This is a genomic window from Arcanobacterium haemolyticum DSM 20595 (assembly GCF_000092365.1).
Taxonomy (GTDB): domain Bacteria; phylum Actinomycetota; class Actinomycetes; order Actinomycetales; family Actinomycetaceae; genus Arcanobacterium; species Arcanobacterium haemolyticum.
This window is the reverse complement of the sequence record NC_014218.1, coordinates 564,160-576,904: the sequence shown is the minus strand read 5'-3', so window position 1 is coordinate 576,904 and position 12,745 is coordinate 564,160. Positions and strand designations below refer to the sequence as shown.

The following is a 12,745-nucleotide window of genomic DNA, read 5'->3' as shown; positions in this document are numbered from 1 at the left end:
CCTTTACAAAACTTCCTTTTCAACTGGCGAATCAACGTTTCACATATGTGAACTATGCTGTAATTAATCAAGCAACATAGGTCTATTATGGACGGTATGGTTACAGCAGCAATTGTTCGCATTTCGGATAGCGTCACTTCCACTGAGCAGATCGATCCGTTGATAGCCAGAGTAGTTCAGGCTTTTTCAACGATTGACGTTTCAGTAATCCCCACGCTTTATTCGCGCGACGACGTTCGGGACATCGCGCAGGCAGTCGAAGTTGCGGGACTCAACCAGGTGGATGTGGTGATCACAATCGGCGGCACGGGAATCTCACCGCTCGATTACACTGCGCGCGCGATGGACCCTCTGCTACGGTTCGATATCCCCGGAATCCCTGAAGCTATCCGCGCCTACGCATACAGCCACGGCGATACGTCCGCCTTACTGTGGCGATGCCGAGCAGGTGTGCTGGTGGCAGGGCCGAAACGAATCCTCGTCGTCAATACAGCCGATACTGACCTTGGAGTGGAAGCCGCTCTAAACACACTCATCCCACTACTCCCTATCGCCCTCACAACGATCCACAAAAATAACAACACCCGGCAACTATGACATTCCTTAACCCGCAAGAAGTTTCATCCGTACGGAAGAAAAGCGAATAATAAACTACGTGAAACAACAACGCGCAATAATACTCCCGCCAATGGGCCCCGCATGGTTTTCGTCCGTGATGGGAACCGGAATCCTCTCAAATCTTTTGGGTAGGCACATCCATGCCCAACCATGGCTCATCGTCCCATCCGCATTCCTGCTGGGTGTGGGCGCGCTTCTCCTCACCCTCTACACATATAGTTACTGCGCGCGTTGGATAAAAAACACGAACAACATTCGCAGCAAACGCCACTTGCTTCCAGCAGTCGATCCAAACTGGGGCACTGTTTCCATGGGATACCTGTCCATAGGCGCAGCACTACTTACAGTTGGCCCGCACATCGGCCTATCGTCGATCGCTGTTCCAGGAGACACAATCTTGTGGTGGATCGGCACGCTCATTGGCATCATCACCAACTTTTCTTTCATGGCGCACGCAATCTTCCGCCACCTTGGGCAACCCGTTCCAGCCTGGGGGCTCGCAGTTGTTGGCCCAATGGTGTCTGCAACCACCGGCGCCATACTCCTCACCCACTACGCCTGCCTAGGAATGCAGTTCTTCATTCTCACACTCTCATTCCTCTGCTTCATCATCGCGCTCGTCAATGGTGCGATCATCTTCGCGCTCGCCTACGGGTCACACATGCGTTTCAACAAACTTCCAACTGCAGTAGCGCTAAGCGCCTGGATCCCTTTGGGAGTCGTGGGCCAATCGACGGCGGCAGCAGTAGCGATAGCGTCGTCGTCGGGACTCTTCCTCACGCAACTCGCCCACCCATACGCAACCCACATGGCAATCGGATACGGGTGCATCATGCTTCTCACAGCGATCCCCGTAATCGCGTTCGCGGCGCGGCAAACCATCTCAGGTTTCGCACGCAACCTGCCGTTTTCGCCTGGCTGGTGGGCACTCACCTTCCCCATCGGGACTCTCGCGCTCGGCGGCGCGTTCCTCTCAGAAGTACCGATGATCGCCGGAACGCTCCTCGCAACAATCGCAAGCATCATCGGCTGGGCAAGCCTCACAACCCTCTGCTTCACCTGGACTTTCTGCGCAATCGCAAGCTTGTGGGCAGTCAAAAACGGGCCACGCACCACAAACTAGCCACACAATCACACACCCATACCACTAAATCTGCCGATACGGTAGCGATACCGCCCATCTTAGACTTAATCACTTAACGTCAGGGAAGGTGCCGTCACGAATCAAGCAGTCATAAAATGGGGGCATACATTCTGCATAAATCTAAGGAGAACCATGCTCGTCGTTGGAGGAATGATCGGGGTTGGCAAAACTACTCTCGCATCAGTAATCGCAGCCGATCTTGATATCGATCTCTACACCGAAAACGTCGATGGAAACGATATTCTGCCACTCTTCTACACCGCATCAGAAGAAGAACAGATGCTCAAACGTTACCCATTCCTATTACAACTCGAGTTTCTCACCTCACGCTACCGGGACATCAAACACGCACTCTTCGGCGGGCCATCAATCATGGATCGCTCCATCTACGAAGATTGGTACTTCGCCAAAGTCAACACCGATCTTGGGCGGATTTCCAGCGAAGAGTTCAAGCTCTACGCCAAAATCTTGGACGAAATGATGAAGGAAATCGCGCAATTCCCCAAGAAAGCGCCGGAACTCATGATTTATTTGCACGCCTCCTTTGATACGATTTTGAACCGGATCGGCGCGCGCGGGCGCGATTTTGAGCAGGATGAAAAGCTCGTTTCCTATTACCGCTCCCTCTGGGAGGGATACGACGATTGGGTGTATAACCACTACTCCGCCTCCCCTGTTCTGTTGGTGAATGCTGACGAATTTGATTTCTTCCGCGGGGAGGATCGCACGTTGCTTGTTGATCAGGTTGCCAAGCTAAAGGACAACCCAACTGCGCAGTACATGACGTTGGCTCGGCCGTAAGTTTGGGCGGCCGCGGGGGTTGCCCCAGATACCGGAGCCCGATTGGCGGCACGGAGCACAGCATGGCGCTATATGGCGCTGCTGTCTTCCGTGCCGCTTTTTAGTGCCGTGGCATGTGCCTTATTGATGACAATAACGAGTATCATTACCATTTAAATAAACATATTGCTATTTATTTATATGTGTGCCATGATTGAGCTATGGACATCCAGAAAGGCCTCCCTCAGGCAGCAGAACTCTTCAAGGCGCTCGGCAACGAATCCCGCCTTGAACTGCTCGTATTGCTTGATAAGGAACCTCTTGGGGTAAGCGCGCTCGCAGAACTAGCGAACATGTCTCAACCACTGGTGTCTCAGCACTTACGAACGCTCCGGGCCGTTGGGCTCGTCACCGCAACCCGCCACGGAAAAGAAATGATCTACAGCGTAGCGGATGCACATGTGGCTCACGTCGTCACAGACGCCCTGATCCACGTTCAAGAAACACTCGATCCGCAATAGCTATAAACCCGAAACAACCACTAACAAGAAAGAAGTACGATCATGTCACACGATCTACATGCAGAACACACCGTTGAAGAACACATGCACGGCGAAGGCTGCGGCCACGAAGCCATCCAGCACGGCGATCACGTTGACTACGTGCACGGCACCCACCACCACGCTCTTCACGGCGATCACTACGATGAACACGAAGCGGTAGCAGAACACACCGTTGAAGAACACATGCACGGCGAAGGCTGCGGCCATGAAGCCGTAGCCCACGAAGATCACGTTGATTACATCCACGATGGTCACCGCCACGCTCTTCACGGCGAACATTACGACGAGCACTGAGAAGTTCTCTGTACCTAACGATTGATGGCTTGGTAACGATGCTACCAAGCCATCTTTCTATGTTCTTTTAGGCGTTTCGTAGTTTTAGTTCCCGCTACGGCTTGTAGGTCAGAGGCTACCTAGCGTCTCTCAAAATACACTCGAAACCCTCCTCAAATGATCTGGATTTATGCGACACCTCGGGGCATCCCCTTTGAGATGACGTTCCGCAAGTCAATAAGGTATGAGCGAACATAGCTTCAGCAGCAGGTGGAAGCAGGTAAATTGGTGTTTTACCGATGATCCATCCCCCTACAGAAAGGATTCATCATGACTTCCACGGTTTTACTCAATGATGCTCGCCAAATTCCGCAGATTGGCTATGGCACGTTTCTTGTTCCGCCGGAAGATGCGGAAGCACGCGTATCCGAAGCACTCGAAGCCGGCTACCGCCATATTGATACTGCTGCTATTTACCGCAATGAGGAAGGTGTTGGGCGAGCAATCGCCGCTTCTGGTATTGCACGCGACGAACTCTGGATCACCACGAAGTTGTGGAATGATCATCGCGGGCCAGAACAAACCCGGGCTGGGATGGAAGAATCGCTCAGCAAACTTGGACTCGATTATGTGGATCTGTACCTTATCCACTGGCCAGCGCCCGCCAACGGCCCAATCGCCTCTACGTGGGAGACGTTTGGCGAATTGCGTTCTGAAGGACTCACCCGTTCAATCGGCGTATCCAACTTCGATTACCGTTACATGCCGGATCTGTTCGCCACCGGCCTAGTACCTGCTGTGAATCAGATCGAACTTCATCCGCAATTCCAGCAACGCCAAACCACTGCTATGGCTGATTTCCATGATGTACGGATTGAAGCATGGGGGCCGCTTGGCCAGGCCAAGGTCGATTACAACTCCGGTGTGATCGCTGATATTGCGGCACGGTACTCTGTGAGCTGGGCACAGGTTGTGTTGGCATGGCATGTGGCTAAGGGACACATTGTGTTCCCGAAGAGTTCTACTCCACAACGGATGGCAGAAAATCTAGCAGCTGGGATGCTTATGCTTATGCCGTCTGAAGTTGCCGCGATCGATGCGTTAGATAAGGGCGTTGCAGGCCGTGTTTCGGCTGATCCGGCTGACGTAAGCTAATAGCTCCGTTACTCTCTTGCCGTCCGTTAACAAAAAATTCACCTATTTCCGGTGATAGGCCTCCTATAAGGCTCATCACCGGAAATAGGTGAATTTTGTGTAAAAACTAGAGACTATCTAGCAGCAGCGCGCCTGCACATTCCGTTCTGCTTCATCTGAGCGCTCCCGCCAGAATTCGCGTTCGGTCATAGGTTCATGATCAGGATGTTCGCGGCGGTGCCGTTCAACGTATTTATCGTATGCGCCTTCGCCTGTGATCGCACGCCACATGTAACGCGCCCGAAGGTACCGATCTTTCATTTCTTCACGAAAACTCATCGCTCCCTCTCCTTGTGACTTATTTCCTGCAGATTTAGCGCTGGCCAGTAGGATCTAGGCCGAAGGGAGTTATCTATTCTCCCCTAGGCAGACCTGGTTGGGTTGGCCCATAGCCAACCCAACCATCAGTGAGTCCGTGCCAACCATCAGTGAGTCCGTGGCTTTGCGCCCGGAATCAGGTTAGGATCGCCTACCTGCTCGTATTCAACCACAAGTTTCTTCTCAAGTGAAGAGGCAACAAGGTTGGTTGGAGCGTAGAAGTTGGACTCCTGGTATGGATCTTCGCTGTTGGAGTACTTGCCAGACTTGATGGTCTGGAAGATACGGATGAAGCCAGCAACGATTACGAAGGCCACTGCCACAACGAACACGATGGAGAGTGTTCCCTGGATGAAGGTGTTGCGGATAACCGCAGCGTTATCTTCGATAGCGGCTGGATCGGTCAAGGTTTCTGCCTTAGCCAAGGCATCACGCCACTGCTGGAAGTAGCCGATCTTCGCATCGGTGGAGAAGATCTTCTGGTAGGACGCGGTGAAGGTCACGGCTACATCAAATGCGAATGGGATGAGTGGAATCCAGATGTACTTCACGAACCCCTTGCGGGCCACAACAACGGTGCACAGCAACAACGCGATCGCCGCGATGAGCTGGTTAGCGATACCGAAGAGTGGGAACAGGGTTTGGATACCACCACGTGGATCGGTCACGCCCATGAGCAGGAGTGAACCCCACGATGCAACAACCAGTGCGGTTGCGAACCATGCGCCAACGTTCCAGTTTGGATCCTTGAACTTTGGCATGATAGAGCCGAGCGCTTCGGATACCTGGAAGCGTGCCACACGGGTAACGGCATCAACAGCCGAAAGGATGAAGAGCGCTTCGAACATGATGGCGAAGTGGTACCAGAAGCCCATCATGCCCTTGCCGCCACCAACTTGGTGGAGGATGTGAGCCATGGATACTGCCAAGGTTGGAGCACCACCGGTACGGGATACGATGGATGGTTCGCCTACGTCTTTAGCAACTGCCTTGAAGGCGTCTGCGCCGGTAACAACAACTTCGTTGCCGTTAGCGTCTTCTGTTTCCCAACGAGCTTCGATCTTGCCGCCCTTAACGTCGGTAACACCGAGCTTGCTGATCGCGTCAGCGGTGATTTCTTCACGGTTGCCATCGTATTGCTGAACAATCGCGGTGCCGGCGAGCTTGTCAACGGTACCTGCGGAGGTGTTCATGCCGAAGTAGATGCCCTGGTTGAGGGATGCTGCAGCAGCCAATGCCATGATTGCCACGAAGGACTCCATGAGCATGCCACCGTAGCCAATCATGCGAACCTGGGATTCCTTCTGAACCATCTTTGGCGTGGTGCCGGAAGAGACGGTTGCGTGCATGCCGGAGAGTGCGCCACAAGCAATGGTGATGAAGAGGAACGGGAAGAGTTCACCTGCGAACACTGGACCATCGGTATTGGAAGCGAATTCCGTGACGGCTGGCATTTCCAGGATTGGGCGAACAACGATGATGCCAACTGCGAGGATAGCAATGGTACCCACCTTCATGAAGGTGGAGAGGTAATCGCGTGGGGTCAGGAGCATCCACACTGGCAAAACTGCAGCGAAGAAGCCGTAGATAACCATGGCGATAACCAGGGTGGTTGGGCTGAGGTGTAGCCATTCACCGATTGGAGATTCTGCAACGTAGCGGCCGCCGATGATGCACAGAACAAGACCGAAGCAACCAGCGATGGATACCTGGGTGATCTTGCCTGGTTGAACGAAGCGGAGCCAGAGGCCCATGGCGATTGCCAATGGGATGGTCATGCCAACGGAGAACACGCCCCAAGGAGATTCGGCCAGGGCGTTTACACACACCATAGCAAGAACGGCCAACACGATCATGAGCATCACGAGCACGATAACGGTAGCAACGGCGCCACCGATCTTGCCGATTTCATCCTGTGCCATCTTGCCCAGCGAACGGCCGCCGCGGCGCATGGAGAAGAACAGAACGAGCATATCTTGAACCGCACCGGCAATAAGAACGCCGAAGATGATCCAGAGGGTGCCTGGGAGGTAACCCATTTGTGCTGCAAGAACTGGGCCAACGAGTGGGCCAGCGCCTGCGATAGCGGCGAAGTGGTGTCCGTACAGCACAACGCGGTTGGTTGGATCGAAATCGCGTCCATTGTTAATACGCTCGGCCGGGGTAGCGTTGGTATCGTCCGGGATCATGATCTTACGCTGGATGTAGAGCGCGTAGAAACGGTAGCCGATTGCGTAGGTACAAATGGCGGTAATCACGAACCAGATGGAGTTGACTTCTTCGCCGCGGATGATAGCGAGCATGGTCCAACCAAGCGCACCGAGTAGCGAAATTCCAACCCATAGGGCGATTTTGAATGGTGTCCATTTCTGATGTGGCTTCACACCAACTGGTACACCGTCTTTATTTCTGAGAATATATTTTTCTTCCTCCGCGGTGTATACCGGGGTGGTCGGAGCAGACATCTGTGTCCTCCAAACTAGAGTATCTGACATTCACGTCACGACGGCGTTAACGTTCCTCTGTTTGCGACATAGGCGTTCCAACGTCATGTATCACCAGCTTAATTGCTTGCACCTTAGAGACATACAGTACCTTTGGACATATTCTTTAATTTTGTTGATTTTACGCGAAAAAGTCTGGATGGGATATTTTTCATTGAAACTTACCAGGCGTTCAGGTAGCAATAAGCGACAATTTAATGTTAAGTTACCCTAACTTTATGAGGACAGTAACAGATCCCCGCTTCACATACACGATAATGGGAATTATTATTATCTAGTATTTATCTATCACATTCGGAGGTTCCGTGAAGCGATTTCTGGCGATGGCTTGCACAGCCGCCATGCTATCAGGGTGTTCCCCAGCCACCACCACGCACTCCCACCAGATAGTCGCGTCCACCCCATTTTTGGCAGATATTACTCGCAATATCGCCGGTTCGAATTTCACAGTCACGTCACTAACTCCCCCTGGCCGCGATCCGCATACGTACGAACCAACTATGTCTACGATTCGTTCGATCGCGTACGCAGACATGGCGATTACTAACCAGCTCCTCTTGGAGGACGCCGCGTTGATGGATACGATTGCGGCCAATTTGCCTCGAACGTCTCGCGTGGTTGCCTTGGGTGACGAAGCGGTTCCGTTTGGCGCTTACCATATTCCGCTTGTTGAGGACGTTTCACTTTCCACTACCTGGCTTGGTTTGCGCGTTGACGGCGCCGGCGGTTCGCAGGATTCTGTTTCGTTTCACGCCACGGACGTGAGTGGCCCGGCTCCGATGGCCGCGTTCACAACGGGTACGTTTGGGCAGGCAAATGCCTGGTTGACTAGTTCCGATGGTATCTCCGATGCCGATTCGCTCGCATTGCCTACAAACGCTCACACCCACATGTCCTGGGCTTTCATGAAGCCAGGAGTCTACAAGATCGCCTTGGCTGCCGAACTTTCCTCAGCCGCCACGCATGATTTAGGTTCTAGCACAGTCACTTTTGCGGTGGGAGTTGATCCCGCGAAAGTTGCGTCCACGATGATTGACGACGACGGGCGGCCGGCTCGCGTCATCAGCTCCGGTCACGTCGACATCACTGCATCGCTAGCAGACGGGATTAGCCTGCGCGGCGAAGATGGCAACGGCACGTCCTACGTCGTCGATCCCCACAAAACTGTGATCGCCGTTCCTCACTCAACTGCCACCACAATCCCTAACCAAGGAAACTGGCGTTTCCTTGGAAAACCGGGGCAAGACGTGTGGATTTTGGCGCAAGCCGTAATCGGAAAGCACGTCCACGGGGAAATCGATCCACACATGTGGCTGGACGTGCGAAACACGGCTGCCTACGTCGATACGATCGCGCAAGCGCTGGCTTCCTACGATCCCGCACACAAAAACGATTACCTCACCAACGCGCGCACATATAAAGAAAAACTGGCCAAGCTGGACCGTTGGATCAAACTAACCATGGCGGCAATCCCGCCCGAAAACCGGCGGCTTGTAACCAGCCACGATGGCTACGGATACTTCGCCAAAGGATACGGGCTTGACGTGGCCGGATATGTCTCCCCTAACCCGTCTGTTGAACCATCAACGCGCGATCTCACCAATCTTTCCGCAACGCTCGGATCGCTCAACATTCCGGCAGTATTTGCGGAACTCGGCGCAGCAGGCCAATCCCCTGCGCTCATCAACGTGGCCCGTGCTCATAACATCAACGTCTGCACAATCACCGGAGATGTCCTGCACGGAAACCAAACATATATAGATCTTATGACGAATCTGACAACCACCATATCCACGTGTCTGAACCCAGGGGCCCTCCCGCCGTGGCCCGCAGACCAAGACATTCCGAAAGTGACACCATGAAACACCGCATTCTCACCGCACTCACACTGACCACGTTGACTTTGAGCGCCTCCTCCGCATACGCCACCACAGATTCATCTGAAGCCGACCCGGCGCTCACGCAGCGCGTGGACGCTGACGAAGTGATTGCTCCCGCCGGTAAACAGGTAGAACTAGACGCCGGGCACATCGATCTTGGCCCTAAAATGATCGACGGCAAATGGCACTTCATGGCCCGCGACGATTCCCAGGCCACGCCAGTATGGCGCCAGATTGACGACATGCTCTATCGAGTATCCGACAACGGAATCCTCACCGTTCCAAACGATGCCACATATTCGTTTATTAAAAGCGACGATCAGAAGGTATGGGTTGTTCCTCAACAAGAAATCCCAGGCGTTGTGTGGCTGGGCTGGAACACGCAAGATCCAGCCGTGACCGAGAATGTGAACGGCACAGTCACATTGACGTACGGCGGCCACGACGGCCCTGGACAGTTCACCACATTCGTGCAGGCCGGCAACTTCGGCGCGCCGCAACTCCTGTGGACGTCCGATAAGAAGGAACAGCAGCCGATCGATGTCGAACTTCACTCCCATACCCACGCCAACTGGGTGTTTACGAAACCAGGAATCCACCGCGTCACCCTGACTGCGGCAGCAACCTTGAACGATGGCACAACCGTCTCTGAAACCAAAACCCTCACATTCGCGGTAGGAAGCGATACAGACGCTGCCACAGCGCTGGACGAAACGGCGAAACTCACGTCTGACACCACAGAACCTTCCAACGCACCGCACGCCGAAAAACCACGCCCAGCGCAACACGGCCCTTCCACGCTCCCGATCGTGGCCGGGCTTGCCGGAATCGGAATCGTCTCCGCGCTCCTGGCCATCTACTTCTTCAAGCGCCGCGAAAGCGCCACCAAAAAGTCAGCAAAGGACGAACTGTGACCAGACTCCTCCACGTCGATAACGTGGGCGTCAAACTCGGCGGACGCAACGTACTCCACGATATTTCGTTCAGTATCGAATCTGGGCAACTCGTTGGACTCATCGGGCCAAACGGTGCCGGAAAAACCACGCTCATGCGTGCTATTAACGGGCTCATCCCCACGGCCGCTGGAACGATCACACGCAACGCGAAAATCGGGTACGTGCCCCAATCACGGCTGATCGAATGGGACTACCCTATGTCACTCGAACAGCTCGTGGCTACCTCGTTTATTCCAACGCAACGCTGGTATTCTCGGCTGGGAAAGAAAGAATGGCAAGCTGTCTACCAGGCGCTCGATACCGTGGGACTCGCCCACTACTCTGATCGCACCCTGGCCGAACTTTCTGGAGGGCAAAAACAGAGGCTACTCGTGGCGCGGGCACTCGTGACGCAACCATCGTTACTCCTGCTTGACGAACCATTCACCGGGCTCGATCACCCAAACCAGGATTCGCTCACGGAGCTCTTCACCTCACTTGCCAATACGGGAGTTGGCATCCTCATGTCCACCCACGATCTCCCTGGAGCAGTGGACATGTGTTCCCAACTCCTCATGGTCAACCGGACAGTACGCGCCTACGGAACGCCTGCCGACCTGCGCGACCCGCACCTGTGGATGGAGACGTATGGCGTGCGCGAACATTCACCACTACTCAAAAGTTTGGGGCTGGCATGAACATCATCGATTTCTTCACTGATCTGACCAACCCTGCACTTAGTTTCCTGCCCCGGGCACTGATCGTTGCTATTTTGGCGTCAATCGTGTGTGGCGTGGTGGGCACGCACGTGGTGTTGCGCGGGATGTCGTTTGTGGGTGACGCGCTCTCCCACGCTGTTTTCCCAGGCATCGCGGCGGCGTTCGCGTTGCAGGGATCAATCCTGCTGGGCGGGGCCGTTGCGGGTGTAATCGTGACACTGCTGATCACGCTGTTTTCCCAGCACCGCCGGTTGAAAGAGGATTCGATTATCGGCGTGTTCTTCGCTGCCGCGTTCGCATTGGGCTTGGTGATCATGTCGCGAATTCCAGGCTACACCGGCTCGCTCGAATCATTCCTATTCGGTTCGCTTAACGGATCTACCGATTCGGATATGTTGGCTGTGGCCGGGCTAGGATTCGTCATTATTTCCGTGCTGGCGCTGTTCCACCGCAAACTGGTGGCCGTGAGCGTTGATCGCGATTATGCATCCAGCCTTGGAATGTCTACCCTTGCTGCCGATCTGATTATTTACTTGGCTGTAGCAGCTGCCGTAGTGGTATCTGTGCAAACAATCGGCAACATCCTAGTGTTGGCGTTGCTGATTACGCCGGCAGCGGCCGCGCGCATGCTCACCGATCGTGTAGCAACGATGATGGTGATCTCCCCGGCCCTCGGATCGTTGGGCGCGTTCTTAGGGATTTGGGCGTCGTGGACCTGGGACGTACCAACCGGCGCCACAATCGTTTTGATCCTCACCGTGATCTTCGTAGTGGCCTGGTTGTTTGCCCCGCGGCGCGGAGTGATTACTGGGAGGTTACGCGCCCGGCACGCCGGCTAAGCGCCACTCCCACAGTTCATTGTTGCGTTCGGCAACTACACACAGCGTGCCATCCGGTGCCCAAATCGCATCAGAATAGCCGAATTCACCTGGGCCAAAATCGAAAAGAATTCTGCCGGTTCGCATATCCACGATCGCTCCACGCTCCCGTGCTGTGAGCGAATGTGGGTGAATCAGCATGTGGCCTAAAGCTTTCGCGTTACTGCCCGGATGGGGGATCTCTACCCGATCCGGGCAGGTGAACGTTAGACCATCAGACGAATATGCGACAAGGCGGCCCCCTGCCCCACGCCCTTCGAATCCTTGGATGCGAGCATTAAGAATCACTGTGCCGGCAGGATCGTAGGCAAGGGATGTTTCATCAATCTGGGCGTGTGGTGCCGTGATTGGGCCAGAGAGATCTACCAGTTCGCCACGGCGGAAGTGAGCAATACGTACATGGGCCTCATCGCCACACCGCATGGTGTACGGCACGAACGCCATGTCATCAATCGTGATCGTGGAACCCGAGGTAGCAAAAAGGGCATCGGCTCGTGTTTCTTCGTAAAGCACGTCAAGGCGGTGATGTGCCAGCGAATCCAGATCTGCACCGTAGGCCAGCCAGGGCACCAGACGCGGGCCGGTAAAGCGAGACGACATATAGCTGACCGGCCCATCAACCGACCCATACGCCACCGTGATAGATGCTCCTTCAGATGCCACGCAAGCATCGGAGGAAATCGCCGGTTCATCAGTAAAACGAATCGGATCGGAGGGGTGATCCACAGAAACGTACGCCAGGTAATTCGGGTTCGGTAAATCTGATGCCATGACTTCGCCGGTGAACGCACGGCCAGCTCCGCTAGCCGGCGCCGGGCGAACATCAAACAAACACACGGTTTCGCCGGCTACATTGGCCAATGCCGGGATCCGAACTTCTCCCTTATCCGAAGGCGCACATAACCGCCGCGGTTCCCCAATCGCTTCAATCATCTGTTG

The 12,745-nt window shown here is 54.4% G+C and carries 13 protein-coding genes; 10 read left to right on the top strand and 3 right to left on the bottom strand.

The annotated features are described in order from the left end of the window. The first annotated feature begins 87 nt into the window (after positions 1–87). From ARCH_RS09265 to ARCH_RS02495, 6 genes are all read left to right on the top strand, one after another. Positions 88–597, top strand: a complete 510-nt coding sequence (locus tag ARCH_RS09265; RefSeq protein ID WP_013169739.1) for a MogA/MoaB family molybdenum cofactor biosynthesis protein — start codon at positions 88–90, stop codon at positions 595–597. Between the two features lie 58 nt (positions 598–655). Beyond that, positions 656–1,741, top strand: coding sequence for a TDT family transporter (locus ARCH_RS02515; RefSeq protein WP_138975049.1), 1,086 nt, complete (start codon positions 656–658; stop codon positions 1,739–1,741). Between the two features lie 153 nt (positions 1,742–1,894). Then, positions 1,895–2,563: a deoxynucleoside kinase gene (locus ARCH_RS02510; RefSeq protein WP_013169737.1), complete on the top strand. Its 669-nt coding sequence runs from the start codon at positions 1,895–1,897 to the stop codon at positions 2,561–2,563. 200 nt (positions 2,564–2,763) lie between these two features. Further along, positions 2,764–3,063 (top strand): ArsR/SmtB family transcription factor, encoded by a 300-nt coding sequence (locus ARCH_RS02505; protein ID WP_013169736.1) that lies wholly within the window; start codon positions 2,764–2,766, stop codon positions 3,061–3,063. Positions 3,064–3,105: 42 nt separating this feature from the next. After that, positions 3,106–3,399 (top strand): hypothetical protein, encoded by a 294-nt coding sequence (locus ARCH_RS02500; protein ID WP_013169735.1) that lies wholly within the window; start codon positions 3,106–3,108, stop codon positions 3,397–3,399. Between the two features lie 309 nt (positions 3,400–3,708). Further along, entirely contained in the window at positions 3,709–4,533 is an 825-nt protein-coding gene (locus tag ARCH_RS02495; RefSeq protein WP_013169734.1) for an aldo/keto reductase, read from the top strand. Between the two features lie 117 nt (positions 4,534–4,650). On the opposite strand, the gene ARCH_RS02490 is transcribed toward ARCH_RS02495, so the two are convergent. Together ARCH_RS02490 and ARCH_RS02485 are read right to left on the bottom strand one after the other, a co-directional pair. Then, positions 4,651–4,851 (bottom strand): YbdD/YjiX family protein, encoded by a 201-nt coding sequence (locus ARCH_RS02490; RefSeq protein ID WP_013169733.1) that lies wholly within the window; start codon positions 4,849–4,851, stop codon positions 4,651–4,653. 146 nt (positions 4,852–4,997) lie between these two features. Continuing rightward, positions 4,998–7,355 (bottom strand): carbon starvation CstA family protein, encoded by a 2,358-nt coding sequence (locus tag ARCH_RS02485; RefSeq protein ID WP_013169732.1) that lies wholly within the window; start codon positions 7,353–7,355, stop codon positions 4,998–5,000. Between the two features lie 344 nt (positions 7,356–7,699). Here ARCH_RS02485 and ARCH_RS02480 point away from each other — a divergent pair, with 344 nt between their 5' ends. The 4 genes from ARCH_RS02480 to ARCH_RS02465 are packed head-to-tail and all read left to right on the top strand — an operon-like array spanning position 7,700 to position 11,767. Further along, complete coding sequence (locus ARCH_RS02480; RefSeq protein WP_013169731.1) at positions 7,700–9,256, top strand: anchored repeat ABC transporter, substrate-binding protein; 1,557 nt, start codon at positions 7,700–7,702, stop codon at positions 9,254–9,256. Then, positions 9,253–10,188: a choice-of-anchor M domain-containing protein gene (locus tag ARCH_RS02475; protein ID WP_013169730.1), complete on the top strand. Its 936-nt coding sequence runs from the start codon at positions 9,253–9,255 to the stop codon at positions 10,186–10,188. Before ARCH_RS02480 ends, ARCH_RS02475 begins: the two co-directional genes overlap by 4 nt. After that, positions 10,185–10,907, top strand: coding sequence for a metal ABC transporter ATP-binding protein (locus ARCH_RS02470; RefSeq protein ID WP_013169729.1), 723 nt, complete (start codon positions 10,185–10,187; stop codon positions 10,905–10,907). The genes ARCH_RS02475 and ARCH_RS02470 overlap by 4 nt, the downstream gene beginning before the upstream one ends. Next, on the top strand, positions 10,904–11,767 hold the full coding sequence (locus ARCH_RS02465) for an anchored repeat-type ABC transporter permease subunit (RefSeq protein WP_013169728.1): 864 nt from the start codon (positions 10,904–10,906) through the stop codon (positions 11,765–11,767). Before ARCH_RS02470 ends, ARCH_RS02465 begins: the two co-directional genes overlap by 4 nt. On the opposite strand, the gene ARCH_RS02460 is transcribed toward ARCH_RS02465, so the two are convergent. Further along, positions 11,744–12,739, bottom strand: a complete 996-nt coding sequence (locus ARCH_RS02460) for a sialidase family protein (protein ID WP_013169727.1) — start codon at positions 12,737–12,739, stop codon at positions 11,744–11,746. The two genes, ARCH_RS02465 and ARCH_RS02460, sit on opposite strands and share 24 nt — an antisense overlap. Positions 12,740–12,745 lie beyond the last annotated feature (6 nt).